Origin of the sequence: Terasakiella sp. SH-1, from assembly GCF_004564135.1 — a bacterium.
Taxonomy (GTDB): Bacteria; Pseudomonadota; Alphaproteobacteria; order Rhodospirillales; family Terasakiellaceae; genus Terasakiella.
In genome coordinates, this window is the sequence record NZ_CP038255.1 from 1,872,769 (window position 1) to 1,890,607 (window position 17,839).

Here is a 17,839-nt window from a genome sequence, read left to right on the forward strand (position 1 = left end):
GTTCTAAAAAAACAGGCGCACACAGCTGGGGAAATTTATTATGACATCACTTTGGTACCAAACCGTTAACGCGCCGCTTCCCAATGCATCAGATCAGGAAAAAACGAACGTTGGTTTTGAACACTGGCAGGAAGCCATCGTGCGCATTGATGACACCGAAGCACAGGCAAATGCAACCTCTCTTATTGAGGATGATAAAGCTAAAGATATCCTGACCGCACTTTTTGGCAATAGCCCTTTCCTAACCCATTGTGTTTTAAATGATATTTCATTCTGCACAAACCTGTTAAAAGACGGGCCGGACAAGACCTTTGATCAGCTCATTACTGATCTAAATAGTATCTGGGCAGGTCAGCCTGCACGCGACGAAATGGCAAAACAACTGCGAATCACAAAACGTTGTGCTGCCCTGACCATTGCCCTGGCCGATATCACCCAACACTGGACAGTCTTTCAAGTCACAGAAGCCTTAACCACTTTGGCTGAAAAATCACTGGATTATGCTGTCGGAACCTTGTTGCGTGAAGGGCATAACCGGGGGTATTTCAAGCTCCCGGACCCGGAAAACAATCCTCAAAAAGGATCAGGCTTTATTGTCCTTGGCATGGGGAAACTGGGTGGACGTGAACTGAACTATTCCAGTGATGTGGATATTATCGTTCTGTTTGATACCGATGTGATCGAAACAGACGACCCCTGGGACCTACAAGCCAATATGGTACGCATTACCAAAAATCTGGTTCAAATGATGGATGACCGGACATCCGACGGCTATGTCTTTCGAACCGACCTGCGCCTGCGCCCAGACCCCGGCTCTACCCCGCTAGCCATTTCCGTGCTGGCGGCTGAAACCTATTATGAAAGCATCGGTCAAAACTGGGAACGCGCCGCCATGATCAAGGCGCGTCCTGTTGCCGGGGATATTGAGGCCGGTTATGCCTTTCTTGACATCTTACGCCCCTATATGTGGCGCAAATATATGGATTTTGCCGCCATTCAAGATATCCACGCCATCAAGCGCCAGATCAATGCCCATAAAGGCGGACATACAATCGCCCTGAACGGCCATAACGTCAAACTGGGTCATGGGGGGATTCGTGAAATTGAATTTTATGCCCAAACCCAACAATTGATCTGGGGCGGGCGCAACCCGGATGTGCGTATTGCCCCGACCTGTAAGGCCCTGCAAGCCCTTGTTCATGCCGAACAGGTGGAACAACACATCTGTGACGAGCTGATTGAAAGCTATCAATATCTGCGCACCGTTGAACATCGCATTCAAATGACCAACGATGAACAGACCCATTCCATCCCCGAAGATGATGACGCCGTTGAACATCTGGCTATTTTCTTGGGTTATCGCGACAAAGCAGCCTTTGAAAAAGAATTCATCCCCCATCTTGAACGGGTTGAAACCCATTATGCCCAACTGTTTGAAGATAGCGTTGAACCCAATAGCCATGCCGATGAAACAGGTAACCTGGTCTTCACAGGCGGGGATACGGACCCCAATACCTTGGACTATCTAAGCAGTCTTGGCTTTAACAATGCAGAATTTGTCGATACCACCGTGCGCGGCTGGCATCATGCGCGTTATCGTGCCACACGCAGCAAGCGCTCGCGTGAAATCCTCACCGATTTGATGCCGACCCTTATTCATGCCCTGTCCAATACGGCAGAACCGGACACCGCCTTTCGCAGATTTGATGAATTTTTGAGTGAACTCCCCGCCGGGGTTCAACTCTTTTCCATGTTTCAGGTCAACCCGCAACTACTGGACCTCGTTGCCGAAGTCATGGGGGAAGCCCCGCGCCTGGCCGAACATCTGGCCCGTCATTCCGGCCTGCTGGAATATGTACTGACACCGGATTTCTTCACGCCACTGCCCGATGTCCCCGCCTTGAAACAAGACCTGAATAAAGTGCTGGATCAAGCGCGTGATTTTCAGGATGTACTGGATCTGTCACGGCGTTGGGCCAATGATCGAAAATTTCAGGTAGGTGTGCAGACCCTTCGCCAAATCATTTCCATTAAAGATTCCGGGATCGCCCAAACCAACATCGCAGAAACCATCCTTCAGGAAATGTTGCCGCGCGTTCAAAATGAACTGGCAGTCAAGCACGGTATTATTGAAGGTGGGGATATGTGTATCGTGGGGCTGGGCAAAGCAGGCTCATGCGATATGACAGCCACCAGTGATCTTGATTTGGTCTTCATCTACGAGGTACCAGAAGATGTCATCGGATCAAATGGGGAGCGGGAATTAGGCGTTGCCCAATATTACGCCCGCCTGTCCCAACGTTTCATCAATGCCCTGACCGCTCCAACAGGTGAAGGCATGCTTTATGAAGTGGATATGCGTCTGCGCCCATCTGGTAATTCCGGCCCGATTGCCTCCAGCCTTGATGCCTTTGTTCGCTATCATGAAGAATCCGCCTGGACATGGGAACATATGGCCCTGACACGGGCGCGTGTTCTGTGTGGCAGTGAAGCCCTGACAAACAAGGTTGAACAAGCCATTGAAAAAACACTTCGCACCCAACGTGACCATGACAGGCTGCTTTTTGATGTCGCCGATATGCGCAAACGGATGGATAAGGAACATCACACAGACGTGGTGTGGGAAATCAAGCAATATCGCGGCGGGATCGTCGATATTGACTTTATGGCGCAGTATCTTCAGCTCAAATTTGGTGATCAACACAAAGATATTTTACAGCATAATACACTGGATGTTTTACAAAAAGCACGTGAGCTTGAAATCCTTGAAGAGACACAGGCCAACGACCTGATTTCAGCCATGGAACTGTGGAATATCATTCAGGGCTATCTGCGCCTGACCGTTGCTGCCGAACTTAAAAAAGAAGACGGTGGGGAACTTCCCCATGCCTTGAAACAGGATTTGGTGCAAGCCTGTGGCGAACCTTCATTTGACATCTTATGTGAACGTATGAAAAATGCCGCCAAACAAGTAATGTCTCATTACACCCAACTGATTGACGACCCAGCGTCATCAATCGCCCCCCCAGAAGAAAACAATTAAGGAAAGAAACCATGACAATCGAAGTTGGAAGCCAAGCGCCCGATTTTACACTGCCAACAGATGGCGGTGGGGAACTCAGCTTGTCCTCGCTCAAAGGCAAGAAAGTTGTGCTGTACTTCTACCCGAAGGATTCCACACCAGGCTGCACAACACAGGCCAAAGGGTTTCGCGATGAAATGGCAGCATTTGAGGCTGAAAACTGCGTCATCGTTGGTGCCTCCAAAGACAGCATCAAGCGCCACGATAACTTCAAGGCTAAACAAGAGCTGAATTTCGCACTTGTATCGGATGCAGAAAGCGACCTGTGTGAAAATTATGGCGTCTGGCAGGAAAAGAAAATGTACGGCAAAACCTTCATGGGGATTGTGCGCACGACTTTCCTGATTGATGAAAATGGCATCGTTCAAAAAATCTGGCCAAAAGTAAAGGTTAAGGGCCATATTGAAGATGTTCTAGAATCAGTAAAAGAACTGTAAAAACAAAAGCTTCCCTTCCGCTACAAAATAACTACAATGGCGGAAGGGAAATTATCTAAAAGGGTAGATGCACAATGGCGCATGATAAGACAGAACTGGAATTACAAGTTGAAAGCGAGTTTCTGGAAGAAGCCCGCGACATTATGAATTCCTTGGAAATCCAGCGTGAAAACCTGCGTTCCAATTATAATGACGATGATATGGGAAAACTGCTGCGCGGGGTGAAAAACCTGGGCGCACAAGCCCTGACGGCTGACTTTGCCATTGTCAGCCTTTTGGCACACCGTCTGGAACATTATCTGGAACGTATCCCCAACATGGACGCCCCCCATGGAGATAACGTTCGCCTGTATCTAGATAAAATCGAATCTGCGCTAGACGGTACACTTCAAGTTGAAGCCACACAGACAAGTGCAAACCTGGTACGTGAACTGCCTGCGGTTACGAAGTTTGATCATGAATTTGGTGATCTGGAAAAGAAGAACATCGAAATTCTGATCATCGTGCCCGACAAGGCCACCGCCCATATCGTTGAACGTGAAATGGCAGAATGTGGATATCGTGTTTCTTTTGCCAAATCTTCTTTTAACGGGATTGAGCTGGCCATCCGCACCCGCCCGGATATGGTTTTGGCCTCCGGTCAAATTGACCAGCTTAGCGGTATTGATCTGGCAAATGCCTTTGCCTCCATGCCGGCCGCCCAAAACATTCCTTTTGCCCTGCTGACCAGTAACGATTGGGGGCACCCTTCTTTACGTGCCCTGCCCCATACCTGTGGTCTGGTACGTAAAGGAAAAAGTTTCGGTGACGACATTGCAGAATGCCTGAAACGTTTTGGCATCACATGACCTTAACTGAGGCAGCATGTGATGTTTTGCAAACGGCGGACCCAGATGAAAAGGTCCGCCGTACTTATGAGTATGCCAAACACTGGGATGAAGGCCAGATCACAGAAATTGGCAATCATCTTCCACCGGATACACCTGCACGCCCCGTGCGCCCCCAACTTTTGTCCCCTAAAAGCATGCCCCGCAGGCGGCTGGGAAGTGAAGCCGGGCGCATTGCCCTGATCCATGCCATTGCCCACATTGAGTTAAACGCTATTGATCTGGCGTGGGATATTATTGCACGCTTTACCCATGAGGACCTGCCCAAAGCCTTTTTTGATGATTGGGTCAAAGTTGCCTATGACGAAGCTGTCCATTTTGAGCTTCTCAATGACCGACTCAAAGATTTTGACAGTCATTATGGTGAGCATCCTGCCCATAACGGCCTGTGGGATGCTGCCTTTGAAACCCGTCATGACCTGATGGCACGTTGCGCTCTCGTCCCCATGTTGCTGGAACCCCGAGGACTGGATACAACCCCGGCCACCGTCGTGAAACTTCGCCGTATGGGCGATGATAAGACGGCTGATATTATGGAACGGATCGGCCATGAAGAAATCGCTCATGTTGCCGCTGGTACACGGTATTTCAACCTCTTGGCTGAACAACGTCAGCTTGACCCGATTACAACGTATCATACCTTAGTACGAAAACATTATAAGGGGAATCTGAAAGCCCCCTTCAATGAAGAGGCAAGAAGCCAAGCCGGTCTAAGCACCTATTACTACAAACCTTTATCTAATGAGTCACAAACGTGATACACACTGCGCGCGCAATGAGTAAGTATATATACATATACATGTATCAGATTTGCTCCATATTAAAATACAACCTAAAAATGATTTGACTCCGATCCAAATGCGTTATATCCGCCAAACCAATAACAACCTAGGTGGTAGATCATGCGTATTACGAATTTCAAAGTTCTCAACTTACTTTTCATCACTGCACTTTTAATCGTTGGCTTCACCTCCACGATCAGTGCCTGGCGCATCAGTTCCAATATTGAAACCTCAAAAAACTATTGGGAGAAATATCAGGATATTTCTTCGCCTAAAGAACAAGCCATCAATGCGTTGCTCAAAAACCTGGGCTATGGCGGCATGATCCACCAGTTTAAAAACTATGTCCTGCGCAAAGATCAAAAGCGGATTGAAAAAATCCAGACCGCTGTAGGTGCCTCGATTGCCGCCTTGCAGTCTTATGAGGCTGCTGGCGTGAATGATGTTGAAAAACAAGCTTTGGCCGATATTCGTGATGTGATCAAAGCCTATGGCCTCAACACCAAGGTTGTTACAGATCTTGCTCAAAATAGCGCAGCCTCCAAAACCATTGATAAATCTGTCAAGATTAATGACAAGCCCGCCTTGCAAGGTATCTCCACACTTCGAAAACAGGTCATTGCCCTGCGCCTGTCAGATGACCTTGAAGACACTAAAATTCAAGCCTTGTCCAATCTGCGTTCAGCCCTGGGCTTTGGTGGCATGATCCATCAATTTAAAAATTACGTACTGCGCCAAGACACACCGCGTATTGCAAAAATTAAAAAGAAAGTCACAACGGCGCGCCAAATCATTGCCAAATATCGCACATTCAAAATCACAGAAAATGAACAGAAAGCCCTGAACGATATTCAGGCCGTTGTGAATGAATATGCCCAAAATATTGACAAGGTTGAAAAGCTGGCAGCACAAAATAAAACAGCCGAACAAATTGACAAGGCCGTCAAGATCAGTGACTCCCCCGCGATCAAAGGCTTTGGCATTCTAACCGCCGCCATTGCAGAAGATGCCAAGCAGGAACGCAAGGTTCTGGATACAGATTTTGCCCAAATTCAATCCAATGCAACGATGATCCTTGTCATTGCCATTGGCTCAACTGTTCTTCTCGTTCTCTTCACCCTATGGCTGGTGAATGGCCGGATGGTCAACCCCATCGTCAGCATGACAGAAGCCATGCAAAAACTGGCAGCAGGAAATACAGATGTACAGATCAAGGGCATGGGCCGCAATGACCAGATTGGTGATATGGCTGCTGCGGTCAATATCTTCAAAGAAAATGCACAGGAAAACCAACGCCTGAAAGATCATCAAGAAGAGCTGGAGCGTGAAAACACCATCAAACGTAAGCAAGAAATGCTTGCCATGGCAGATGAGCTTGAAGGCCGCGTCACCGGCAGTATTCGAGCGATCACAGGCCATATTGACCAGCTTCATAGCGCCGCAAATTCCATGAGCAGCAACGCTGACAAGACACAGGAAAAAAGCAAGTCTGTTTCTATTTCCACGGATGAGGCGTCCGGTAATGTTCAAACCGTTTCAGCCGCTAGTAACGAACTCAGCGCCTCGATCAATGAAATCAGTCGTCAGGTAACTCAATCAGCTGATATTGCACAAAATGCAACATATGAAGCACAAACAACAAATCAGCGTGTTGAAAAACTGTCCGAAGCAGCCAGTCGCATTGGCGAAGTTGTCAGCCTGATTACGGACATTGCCTCTCAAACAAACTTGCTGGCACTGAATGCCACTATTGAATCAGCACGTGCAGGTGAAGCCGGAAAAGGTTTTGCCGTTGTTGCCCACGAAGTCAAAAACCTCGCTGCACAAACCAGTCAGGCCACCGAAGACATCGGCAACCAGATCAAGGCCATTCAGAATGAAACACAGGCATCTGTCGAAGCCATTCAGGAAATCACCGGGACAATCTCATCCATCAGTGATCTCAGCACCAATATTGCGGCCGCAGTTGAACAGCAACAAGCAGCCACAAATGAAATTGCCCAAAGCGTTGATGCAGCAGCACAGGGAACAAGCGTTGTTTCACACAGCATCTCCGAAGTGGCAAATGCTGCAAATGAAACAGGTGATATGGCCAAGACCGTATTTGCCGCTGCAAACGAATTGATGGAGGTCAGTAAATCCCTCAGAACCGGTGTACAGGACTTCCTTGATGAAGTCCGCCAAGCCAATCAATAAAAAACCTAAGATTAGGGCCTCACATATGTGGGGCCTTTTTCACAGGTTTGACAGAGTCGGTAAAACGGTTGCCTTGAGCAATATAATCAGCATATGCCTTGTTGATCTGGGCAACCTTATCCTTATGCTTCATCTTCAACCAAGTGTGTCCAGATAAATTCATCACAGGCAGTAAGGTCGCTTCGGCAAACTGTCCTTTAATCGCCTGCCACACAACCCCATCGACTAAAAAGCCATCAATGCGCTGTTCATTTAAAGCACGGATCAATTCCTTATAGGAACTCATCTCCACAGATTTGGGGATTTCGTCAATCAACAGTTTATGCCAAACCGTATCACGCAGATACCCAATCCGATATTCTTGATAATTCTGCGTGGTTATCCCGGTATTCTTTAGCGCCAGAACAAATCCTTTGCCCGAGGCCAAAGGGGTCGGCACCATAACCACATCCAGCTTGGTCACACGGTCATAAAATTGCACACGCAATAATTCACCCGTCAGCTTTCCCCGTTTATTTAGCTCCACAACTTCGGGGCTGGCAGGAGGATAAAACTGATGGCAAATGCCAGCCTGATCCAACGCCCGACCGACATGATAAGCAATGGTGGAAATAAAGCCTGTTTCATGTGCAGCAAAACGCAGGCAGTCTTCCTTGGCAAAGGCCGTATTTGCCCATAAAAGGGCCCCTGCTGTTATAAGTGACTTAAAAGCCGTTTGCGCCATATATTCTGCCTGTTTATTACATCGCCTACAGGCACGTTAAAACAACCTAAGCTTTACGACCAGCATTTTTTAAGGGGCTTATCACCCGTTTTCACTGGCGCTTTCAATTTTTTGCGCCAAGGCTGCTGCCATAAACTGATCCAGATCTCCATCCAGAACAGCCTGTGAGTTTGATGTCTCAACGCTTGTGCGCAAGTCCTTAATCATCTGATAAGGTTGCAACACGTATGATCGGATTTGACGACCCCAGCCAATTTCAGTCTTGGCATCATGTTCAGCCTGACTTTCCGCCTCACGACGTTGTAACTCAGCTTCATACAAGCGTGCACGCAACATCTTATAGGCTGCTGCCCGGTTTTTATGTTGGGAGCGGTCATTTTGACACTGCACGACAATACCTGTCGGCAAATGGGTAATCCGAATGGCTGAATCCGTCTTGTTAACGTGCTGCCCCCCTGCCCCAGACGCACGATAGGTATCAACGCGCAGGTCTTTTTCTTCAATCTCGATTTCGATGTTATCATCAATTTCCGGAGAAACAGACACAGCCGCAAAACTTGTATGACGACGCGCAGAACTATCAAACGGGGAAATTCGCACCAAACGATGGGTCCCGGTTTCGGTTTTCAGCCAGCCATACGCATTATGCCCACTGACCTTAAGGGAAACAGACTTAATGCCCGCTTCTTCACCCGCCGTTTCTTCAAGATATTCAATTTTGAAACCACGTTTGTCACACCAGCGGCTGTACATGCGCAACATAATGCCTGCCCAGTCACACGCTTCTGTCCCCCCTGCCCCGGAGTTAATTTCCAAGAAGCAGTTATTGCCATCGACTTCACCAGACAGCAGCGTTTCAATCTCTTCTTTTGCCGCACGTTCCTGTAAAACATTCAGGGCTTCTTCGGCTTCGCGGACGGTATCTTCGTCCTCTTCCATTTCGCCGAGTTCAATCAGCTCGATATTATCTTCCAGTTCCTGTTCAGACTCTTCCAGTGCCTTGATCCCGTTTTCAAGACGAGTGCGTTCTTTCATCAGGTTTTGGGCTTTTTGCGGGTCATTCCACAGGTTTGGGTCTTCACTCAATGCATTGAGTTCTTCCAAACGGCGCACGGCATTATCGTAATCCAAATGCTTGCGCAACAAAGCAAGGGATTTACGGATTTCTTCAACCTGAGTTTCGACTTCGGCGCGCATGAACGACAATTCCTAAAGAAAAAGATTAAATGAGTGTTGCGTGTTTAACCCCTAACACAGCCAAGGTCAATAAAGACCACCGCCCGTATCCACATCACCGGGACTGACGATTTCATCACTTTGGCCTTCCACAACCCTGTTGCTTTGGCTCGGCGATGTCCCTTGTTTGAAAGCTTCCCAGATGACATTGGTGTCACCGGGCTGTGCATCCTGACCTGTACGGGCATTCACCCGGATCATACGTACCCCATCAGGGATACGAAACGGCGTGGCGGGCCGGTCAGCCAGCGCTTCTTTCATAAAATCACGGAAAATAGGTGCTGCTACACTAGACCCCGTTTCCTTAGGGCCCAAGGGCTTGGGCGTATCAAAACCAACAAAGACCCCTGTTACCAGATCGGGGCTAAAACCCATAAACCAGGTATCACGGCTTTTGTTGGTTGTACCTGTCTTCCCACCCAACGGTTTGCCCACAGCTGCAACACGACGCCCTGTACCGCGCTGTACCACCCCTTCAAGGATAGATACGGCTTGATAGGCACTTTCAGGCGAGGTTACACTTTCACGGTTATCTACAATTTGCGGGACCAGCTGATCCCCCGTCCAGTTCATCGCCAGACAATTGGGGCAATGACGGGTATCATGTTTAAACACGGTTACGCCATCACGGTTCTGAATACGGTCAATCAACGTGGGAATGATACGCTTGCCCCCATTGACCAACATGCCGTAAGCCGTTGCTAAATTCATCAGCTTGGTCTCACCTGAGCCCAAGGCCATGGAAAGAACTTCCGGCAAGTTTGGTGTAATATCAAAACGTTTGGCATATTCGCTGACTTTTTCCATCCCCAAAGTCTGGGCCAAACGAACCGTCATCAGGTTTCGGGATTTTTCAATGCCCAAACGCATGGTCGAGGGACCATAGAATTTTTTGGAATAGTTATCCGGGCGCCATTTTGGCTGTCCCGGTCCCTGATCCAGAACGAACGGCGCATCCAAGATCAATGTGGATGGTGTATAACCTTCATCAAAAGCAGCCAAATACACAAACGGCTTAAAGGCAGAACCTGGCTGGCGTTTGGCTTGTGTTACCCGGTTGAACTGACTATGGGCATAAGAATACCCCCCAACCATTGCCAAAACACGCCCCGTATGGGGATCAAGCGAGACAATGCCGCCTTGAACAGCAGGCACCTGCCGCAAGGCATAAGTATTGGGCTGATATTTTTTGCCTTTGGAATTTTCTGTTACAGCCTTGAGCCAGACCACATCACCACGTTCCAACGCATCAGAAGGTTGCTTCAAACGAGCACCGACTTTTTGATCCTCTAAAGCTTCGCGTGCCCAACGCATTTCTGCAAAAGGCAAAGCCCCACGGCTACCATCTTGTAAGCCAACACTAACCCCGGCCTCATGCAGCTTCAGCACAACCCCCAACATCCAGTCAGCTGGTGCGCCTTTCGGTGGCTTAAGAGCGCTTAGATCACCATGCCAATCAATCAGATTGGTGATTTTGGCAACAGGACCACGCCACCCATGACGACGGTCATAGGCTTCCAAACCATTTTGCAACACACGTTGTGCCGTGGCCTGTAACGTTGGATCAAGTGTGGTATGAACGGACAAGCCCCCTTTATAAAGCTTGTCTTCCCCATACATGCCGACCAGTTCACGGCGAACTTCCTCCGCAAAATACGGGGCCTTAACGAATTCGGTTTCTGCACGCGAAGCCACACTAAGCGGTCTATTTTTTGCGTAGGCAGCATCCGCCAAGCTGATGTAACCTTCAATCGCCATGCGATCAATCACCCAATTGCGACGTTCCACGGCCTTTTTCGTCTTTTTAATCGGGTGGTAATTATTCGGTGCCTTGGGCAGCGCCGCCAGATAGGCAACTTCTTCAATCGTCAACTCACCCATGGACTTGTTAAAATAGTTCAAGGCTGCCGCTGCAATCCCGTAAGACCCGTAGCCGAGATAAATCTCATTTAAATAAAGTTCCAGAATGCGGTTCTTGGTTAACGCCTTTTCAATACGCAGGGCAAGGATCGCTTCCTTAATCTTACGCACATAAGAAACTTCATTGGTCAGCAGAAAGTTTTTCGCCACCTGTTGGGTAATGGTGGACGCCCCGACCAGACGCCGCCCCTTACCAACATTTTTCAGGTTGATCACAATCGCACGCGCCACCCCCATTGGGTCAATCCCGCTGTGATGGTAAAAATTTTTGTCTTCTGCGGCCAAAAAGGCCCCGATAACCCGTTGCGGAATGGCCTTAATCGGTACGAACACCCGGTTTTCGATGGCATATTCCGCCATCAATTGCCCGTCCCCGGCATGTACACGGGTCATGACAGGGGGTTCATAGTCTTTCAATTGGGTATAATCGGGCAAGCCTTTGCCATAATAATAAAAACCATAAAGCACAGCCCCCGCCCCCAAGGCAGCAAGGAATGTGAAAAAGCCAAATAATCCGGCAATGATTTTTAATATTTTCACGGCACTTCCAAATCTTTCAAATCAAGGACAGGCAGTATACTAATTAAACAAGGCTTGTCGCGCCTTATTATAGGCGATTGGCCTCTTCTACCCGATTAAAGTAACGATTGATGGATGTTTTAATTGCATCTGCCATTTTTGCCCGGAACTTTTTAGACCGCAAAGAACGCTCGTCATACTTGTTGGACAAGAATCCAAGTTCAATCAAAACGGCAGGCACATCCGGGGCTTTCAAAACAGCAAACCCTGCAAAACGATGCGGATTGCGCAAAACCTTGCCTGAACGTGAAATATCTTTCACCAGAGTTTCTGCAAAACGAGAAGACTGGTTCGTCGTATCACGCTGGGCCATATCCAGTAAAATAAAGCTCAGATCATCATCTTTGGTGGACAGGTCAACCCCTGCAATCAAATCCGCTTTGTTTTCTCGTTCCGCCAGGGCTTGCGCCTCTTTGGAAGAGGCACGTTCTGACAAGGTATAAACAGAAGCACCGCGCACAGATTTATCACGGAATGTATCGGCATGCAGGGAGATAAACAAATCCGCCCCGGCCCGACGCGCAATGGCTGTGCGTTCACGCAACGGAATAAACACATCCCGATCACGTGTTAAAACCACCTTGTAGCGCCCCGTACGTTTCAACGCATCGCGCAACTGTCGTGCAATGGCCAGCGTAATATGTTTTTCATAGGCTCCACTCACACCCCGTGCGCCCGGATCAACCCCACCGTGGCCAGCATCAATGACAACCACATGCTTGCTTTTCTTTTTCGGCTTGGCAGGTGGCAACATGGCAGGCACACGAGCAGGCTGAATTGGTTTGGGCTGCACACGGGACACCGCCTTTGCCACAGGCTTGCCGGGAAAAGTGGCCGGTTTCAACAAAGCCAGAAACGTTGCCCTGTTGGTATTGACCAGATCCATGACAAAACGCCAACTGCGAACCTTCCCACGTGGAGGCAAAACCATGGTCTTTTTGATTTTCACAGGCCCTTTTGCATCCAAAACGATACGCGATGTCCCAGTTTTAAACAGGCCATAACGAAAACCACTCAGCGATCCATACATGCGCGGGTTATGCCCATTGGGCAACTGCCAACCCATTTCAGGAAAATCGACAACCACACGATAAGGGTCTGCCAACATAGAAACCTGATAATCCACTTTGTCACTGACTTCCATCACAAAACGGGTGTATTCGGGGTGTTGGCCAACGCGAACGCTTTTCACAATTGGCATCAGGCCCTCTTGCGCGATCGCCTTTGGTGCGAATCCAAAAGCGCAGATCAACAGCAATAACGTTTTGAAAACAGTTATGTTTATGAATTGACGGGTCAGTTTCATGGGTACAAAAAAACTTGGCATCTTTGAATAATATAACACGCGACTCCTTTGATTTACCTCATTTCACCTATAGATCGCAAGCCCTGGATTGGCCCGATAGATAAAAGGGGAAGAAAGAAAAATCATCATCATCGCATTTAAGACATTGTGAAATTAAAATCCTACCGTTATGTTAACGACCGCGTGAAAAAGCGCTCTTATTTGTCGAAACTTCTATTTTTCAGGGGATCAGTCCTTGATCACCTTGTCTGGAAAATGGACTTTAATGTTTGCACAGAATTGAGTTCACGCCGATTTGACGCACGGTCTATGTGCGCGAAACGTAGCGCTTGCAATGACTTAAGACACCTATTCGAGGTTTTCATGCTGGCAAGAGCAGACCATACTATCAAAATGAATGAAACGGGACTTCCCGCTTCACGTTTTGTTATGGGCGCCGCTGGCATTTCTACCAAAAAAATTCACAAAAAATATAGCAGCAACGTTCAACTGGGGCACGTCCATCTGACTGTGCGCTCCCATCATATGCGCGTTTCTGCATTATGGAGTTACAAGCCTAATGGCAACCAAACGCATGTTAATCGATGCAACGCATCCGGAAGAGACCCGGGTCGTCGTTGTCGATGGAAATCGTCTAGAAGAACTGGAATTTGAATCCGCTAGCCGTAAACAGCTCAAAGGAAATATCTATCTCGCAAAAGTCACCCGTGTAGAGCCTAGCCTGCAAGCCGCCTTTGTTGAATATGGCGGCAACCGCCATGGTTTTTTGGCTTTTAACGAGATCCATCCAGACTATTATCAAATCCCGGTTTCTGATCGTGAAGAATATGAAGCCGATGTTGATGAAAATGGCGATGACGCAGAACCGGACCCGGATGCAGCCGTAGAAGAATCCGGTGCAGATGATAGCGATCAGGTGGAACACAACCGCCCAAAATACCGCAATCAGCGTCGCTACAAAATTCAGGAAGTCATCAAGAAACGCCAAATCATCTTGGTGCAGGTTGTTAAGGAAGAGCGCGGCAACAAAGGGGCAGCCCTCACAACTTACCTGTCACTGGCAGGTCGTTATTGCGTGTTGATGCCCAATACGGATAAAGGCGGGGGGATTTCGCGAAAAATTTCCAACGTGAAAGACCGCAAGCGCCTGAAGTCTGTTCTGGCTGAACTCAGCATCCCAAAAGGAACGGCTGTGATCGTGCGAACAGCGGGTTCTGAACGCTCCAAAGCGGAAATTAAACGCGATTTTGAATATCTCATGCGTTTATGGTCCAACATTCGCGATGTGACCCTCCAAAGTCAGGCCCCTGCCCTGATTTATGAAGAAGCCAACCTGATCAAACGATCCATCCGCGACATGTACAGTCGCGATATTGACGAAGTTCTGGTTGAAGGCGAAGATGGCTACCGTACCGCCAAAGACTTCATGAAAATGCTGATCCCCAGCCATGCAAAGAAGGTTCAGCCCTATCGTGAAGAGTCAAAAATTCCGCTTTACCATCGCTATCAGGTTGAAGGCCAGCTTGATGCCATGCACAGCCCGATTGTGCAGCTGCCAAGCGGGGGCTATATTGTCATTAACCCGACAGAAGCCCTTGTTGCCATTGATGTGAACTCTGGTCGTTCGACCAAGGAACGCAACATCGAAGAAACAGCACTGAAAACCAACCTGGAAGCCGCAGAAGAAATTGCCCGTTCCCTGCGCCTGCGTGACCTCGCAGGCTTGGTGGTTGTTGACTTCATTGATATGGAGATTTCACGCAACCAGTCAGCCGTTGAACGTCGCATTAAAGAGGCCATGAAGCATGACCGCGCCCGTATTCAGATCGGCCGCATCAGCCCATTTGGCTTGCTTGAAATGTCGCGCCAACGTCTGCGCCCAAGCTTCACGGAAACCAGCACGGAACCTTGTCACTTCTGTCATGGTACTGGTGTGCGCCGTTCGCTGGAATCAACCGTTCTGCATGTTCTGCGTGTGATTGAAGAAGAAGGCATCCGCCGTCGCAGTGATGAAATCATCGTTCATGTGCCAACGCAGGTTGCCCTTTATATCCTGAACCAGAAACGTGACCTGCTGGCTGCGATTGAAGAACGCTACCAAATGGCTGTACAGCTGTGTGGTGATGACAGTCTGGTATCGCCAGAATACAAACTGGAACGTATCAAGGCCAAACAAGGTGGGGACAGCAATAACGTGCGCCCATTGGGACCAGAAGATTCAACCAACCTGGAAAACATCAAGGATGAAGTTCTTGATGGTGGTGACGATGATGAAGATGGTGATAACCGTAAACGTCGCCGTCGCCGTCGTCCGCGCCGTCGCAAGACTGAAAATCAGTCTTCTGAAACAGATGCTGAAATCATCGAAAACGAAGATGAAATTGGCGAAGACGATGAAGATGACAAGCCGCGCAAACGCCGTCGCCGTGGAAAACGTGGAGGCCGTCGCCGTTCACGCCGCACCAACGAAGATGGCATCGAAATCGAAAGTGAAGATGGCGAAGATGCCGATTTGGAATCTGATGTCACTGAAAATTCTACAGAAGAGAACCCTCAGGAAGACAATCAGGACGAAGAAAAACCACGCCGTCGCCCACGCCGTCGCGGTATGCGCCGCCGTCGCCCCGATAATGACGATATAAGCGAAGAAACAACTTCAGCCCCAGAAGAATCTGCTGAAGAGGTTGCGGCTACTCCTGCTGTCGAAGAAGAAGTCAGCGAAGAGGACAAGCCGAAGAAAAAGACCACACGACGTCGTACAACTCGTAAAAAAGCCGATGAAGAACAAGCTGAAACAGCTGAGACTTCAACGGAAGAAAGCGAGGAAGAACCAAAGCGCAAAACAACACGTCGACGCACATCAACACGCAAAACCAAGACAGTAGAGGATTCAGAAAACACAGAAGAATCTCCAACTGACGAGGAAAAGCCCAAACGTGCACCACGTAAACGTCGCACGACGAAAAAGGATGATGCAGCAGAAGCGACAGAAGCACCTGCTGTAGAAGAGAAAAAAGCCGAAGAGCCAAAGGTTGAAGCAAAAATGATTGCAACCACGGCCGTAACGGTTAAATCAGTTGACGGCACACATGAAGAAGTCACTGAAGATAAACCGAAACGCAAAGGCTGGTGGAGCCGCTAGGCCCCGACCACCTCTTTTAAACACAAAAAAAGCGAGCAGCCTTGATGGTAGCTCGCTTTTTTTGTGCCTGACGATGAACAAAACCTAAAGTAGTTAAATTATTACTCAACACTCTCAATACATAACCGACGATCTAATACATCAGGGTAACTTACAATTAATAGAATATATGTTATCTTATATCCATAAAAACAATATAACTATTCTAAACAGCGAGAGAAAATTAAAGATGGTTGAAAAAATCAAATGCGGGGAAGGCGAGCACTGCCTGCGTTGCAAATTTAACGAAACTTTGTCAAAAATTGGCAGACTTGCAGGCTTTACAAAAAACAAAAAAGGCCGTTGCGACTGGTTTTCTGATAAGAGCAAAACCTCAAGCAGTACGTGAGCTTCTTCTTTTTAAGAGAGATACTCTTTTAAACGCATGGCTGCCTCTTGCATATGCGCATAGCTTCCTGCATAGGAAAAGCGCATAAAATGGTGGCCACGCGCTTCATCAAAATCGACGCCCGGCGTTAAAGCAACACCGGTTTCACTTAAAATTTTCTTGCAAAATGCCTGACTGTCATTCGTCAAATGGGCAACATCTGCATAAATATAAAAAGCACCATCACTTGGGGCCAGGCGATTAAAGCCTGCCTTTGGCAGCTCATTGAGCAAAAGCTCGCGATTGCGTGCATAAGCAGCCACATTTTGATCTAGTTCTTCCAAACAGTCAAAGGCCGCAATGCCACCAAACTGGGATAATGTCGGGGCTGAAATAAACAGGTTTTGCGCCAGACATTCAATGGGGCGTACCATATCTTGCGGTACCACCATCCAGCCCAAGCGCCAACCTGTCATGGAAAAATATTTGGAAAAGCTATTCACCAAAATGGCATTGTCGCTGAATTCCACCGCAGTATCTGCTTTACGCCCGTAAGTAATGCCGTGATAAATCTCATCAGAAATAAAGCGAATGCCATTGCCATCACAATAAGCACAAAGCGCCTGAAGATCATCCCGCGATAACATACTGCCTGTTGGATTGCCCGGACTGGCAACAATCAGACCATCCAATGTCACATCCAAACTGTCCAGCATTTCAGGCGTCGGCTGAAAGTGGGTTTCTGGCCCCACAGGAATTTCAACAGGCTCATAACCCAAGGCACGCAAAATATTACGATAAGCCGGATACCCCGGTGCCGTCAGCCCCACCTTATCCCCAGCCTCAAAAGCAGACAGGAACGACAATAAGAACGCCCCGGATGACCCGGTTGTCACCACAACCCGTTCAGCAGCAATCGAAACGCCATAATAGTCCTGATAATATTGTGCAATACGTTCGCGCAATTGCGGGATGCCCAAGGCATCCGTGTAGCCGATTTTATCAGCCATCAATGCTTTCTGGGTGGCCTCCAGCACCGCCTGTGGCGCACTTGTGCTGGGCTGGCCGACTTCCATATGCAGCACATCTCCACCACTGGCTTCACGTTCATTGGCAGCACGCATAACATCCATGACGATGAAGGGAGCAACCGTTCCCCTTTTTGCAATTTTCAACGCCAT

The 17,839-nt window shown here is 48.4% G+C and carries 12 protein-coding genes; 7 read left to right on the forward strand and 5 right to left on the reverse strand.

Features of this window, described 5'->3' with window-relative positions; all coding sequences use genetic code 11:
* The first annotated feature begins 40 nt into the window (after positions 1-40).
* The 5 genes from E4K71_RS08695 (at position 41) to E4K71_RS08715 (ending at position 7,384) form a co-directional block, all read left to right on the forward strand.
* On the forward strand, positions 41-3,043 hold the full coding sequence (locus E4K71_RS08695; protein WP_135078675.1) for a bifunctional [glutamine synthetase] adenylyltransferase/[glutamine synthetase]-adenylyl-L-tyrosine phosphorylase: 3,003 nt from the start codon (positions 41-43) through the stop codon (positions 3,041-3,043).
* Positions 3,044-3,054: 11 nt separating this feature from the next.
* A complete protein-coding gene (bcp, locus tag E4K71_RS08700) occupies positions 3,055-3,519 on the forward strand; it encodes a thioredoxin-dependent thiol peroxidase (RefSeq protein ID WP_135078677.1) in 465 nt (154 codons plus the stop codon).
* A gap of 74 nt (positions 3,520-3,593) precedes the next feature.
* Complete coding sequence (locus E4K71_RS08705; protein ID WP_135078679.1) at positions 3,594-4,367, forward strand: DNA-binding response regulator; 774 nt, start codon at positions 3,594-3,596, stop codon at positions 4,365-4,367.
* Positions 4,364-5,164, forward strand: a complete 801-nt coding sequence (locus E4K71_RS08710) for a ferritin-like domain-containing protein (RefSeq protein ID WP_135078681.1) — start codon at positions 4,364-4,366, stop codon at positions 5,162-5,164. Before E4K71_RS08705 ends, E4K71_RS08710 begins: the two co-directional genes overlap by 4 nt.
* Positions 5,165-5,308: 144 nt before the next feature.
* Complete coding sequence (locus tag E4K71_RS08715; RefSeq protein WP_135078683.1) at positions 5,309-7,384, forward strand: methyl-accepting chemotaxis protein; 2,076 nt, start codon at positions 5,309-5,311, stop codon at positions 7,382-7,384.
* Between the two features lie 19 nt (positions 7,385-7,403).
* Here E4K71_RS08715 and E4K71_RS08720 read toward each other — a convergent pair whose 3' ends face one another.
* The 4 genes from E4K71_RS08720 to E4K71_RS08735 all read right to left on the reverse strand — a co-directional run bounded on the left by E4K71_RS08720 (position 7,404) and on the right by E4K71_RS08735 (position 13,044).
* Entirely contained in the window at positions 7,404-8,108 is a 705-nt protein-coding gene (locus E4K71_RS08720) for a hypothetical protein (RefSeq protein ID WP_135078685.1), read from the reverse strand.
* A gap of 81 nt (positions 8,109-8,189) precedes the next feature.
* Complete coding sequence (gene prfB, locus E4K71_RS08725) at positions 8,190-9,305, reverse strand: peptide chain release factor 2 (protein WP_135078687.1); 1,116 nt, start codon at positions 9,303-9,305, stop codon at positions 8,190-8,192.
* Between the two features lie 66 nt (positions 9,306-9,371).
* Positions 9,372-11,804, reverse strand: coding sequence for a penicillin-binding protein 1A (locus E4K71_RS08730; RefSeq protein ID WP_240796897.1), 2,433 nt, complete (start codon positions 11,802-11,804; stop codon positions 9,372-9,374).
* Between the two features lie 67 nt (positions 11,805-11,871).
* The gene (locus E4K71_RS08735) at positions 11,872-13,044 is read right to left on the reverse strand and encodes an N-acetylmuramoyl-L-alanine amidase (protein WP_167730392.1); all 1,173 of its coding nucleotides are present in this window, start codon (positions 13,042-13,044) and stop codon (positions 11,872-11,874) included.
* Positions 13,045-13,708: 664 nt separating this feature from the next.
* On the opposite strand from E4K71_RS08735, the gene E4K71_RS08740 reads away from it, so the two are divergent.
* Both E4K71_RS08740 and E4K71_RS18230 read left to right on the forward strand, forming a co-directional pair.
* On the forward strand, positions 13,709-16,291 hold the full coding sequence (locus E4K71_RS08740; protein ID WP_135078691.1) for a ribonuclease E/G: 2,583 nt from the start codon (positions 13,709-13,711) through the stop codon (positions 16,289-16,291).
* A gap of 229 nt (positions 16,292-16,520) precedes the next feature.
* A complete protein-coding gene (locus E4K71_RS18230; protein WP_167730395.1) occupies positions 16,521-16,679 on the forward strand; it encodes a hypothetical protein in 159 nt (52 codons plus the stop codon).
* An 11-nt stretch (positions 16,680-16,690) separates the two neighbouring features.
* Here the strand turns inward: E4K71_RS18230 and E4K71_RS08745 are convergent, their stop codons facing one another.
* Complete coding sequence (locus tag E4K71_RS08745; RefSeq protein WP_135078693.1) at positions 16,691-17,839, reverse strand: pyridoxal phosphate-dependent aminotransferase; 1,149 nt, start codon at positions 17,837-17,839, stop codon at positions 16,691-16,693.

What these genes read in the sequence shown, in the direction of transcription:
- bcp (WP_135078677.1), top strand. Translation starts at nt 3,055, where the DNA reads ATGACAATCGAAGTTGGAAGCCAAGCGCCCGATTTTACACTGCCAACA.
- E4K71_RS08745 (WP_135078693.1), bottom strand. Translation starts at nt 17,839, where the DNA reads ATGGCGTTGAAAATTGCAAAAAGGGGAACGGTTGCTCCCTTCATCGTC.
- E4K71_RS08695 (WP_135078675.1), top strand. Translation starts at nt 41, where the DNA reads ATGACATCACTTTGGTACCAAACCGTTAACGCGCCGCTTCCCAATGCA.
- E4K71_RS08735 (WP_167730392.1), bottom strand. Translation starts at nt 13,044, where the DNA reads ATGCCAATTGTGAAAAGCGTTCGCGTTGGCCAACACCCCGAATACACC.
- E4K71_RS08740 (WP_135078691.1), top strand. Translation starts at nt 13,709, where the DNA reads ATGGCAACCAAACGCATGTTAATCGATGCAACGCATCCGGAAGAGACC.
- prfB (WP_135078687.1), bottom strand. Translation starts at nt 9,305, where the DNA reads ATGCGCGCCGAAGTCGAAACTCAGGTTGAAGAAATCCGTAAATCCCTT.
- E4K71_RS08705 (WP_135078679.1), top strand. Translation starts at nt 3,594, where the DNA reads ATGGCGCATGATAAGACAGAACTGGAATTACAAGTTGAAAGCGAGTTT.
- E4K71_RS08715 (WP_135078683.1), top strand. Translation starts at nt 5,309, where the DNA reads ATGCGTATTACGAATTTCAAAGTTCTCAACTTACTTTTCATCACTGCA.
- E4K71_RS08710 (WP_135078681.1), top strand. Translation starts at nt 4,364, where the DNA reads ATGACCTTAACTGAGGCAGCATGTGATGTTTTGCAAACGGCGGACCCA.
- E4K71_RS08720 (WP_135078685.1), bottom strand. Translation starts at nt 8,108, where the DNA reads ATGGCGCAAACGGCTTTTAAGTCACTTATAACAGCAGGGGCCCTTTTA.
- E4K71_RS18230 (WP_167730395.1), top strand. Translation starts at nt 16,521, where the DNA reads ATGGTTGAAAAAATCAAATGCGGGGAAGGCGAGCACTGCCTGCGTTGC.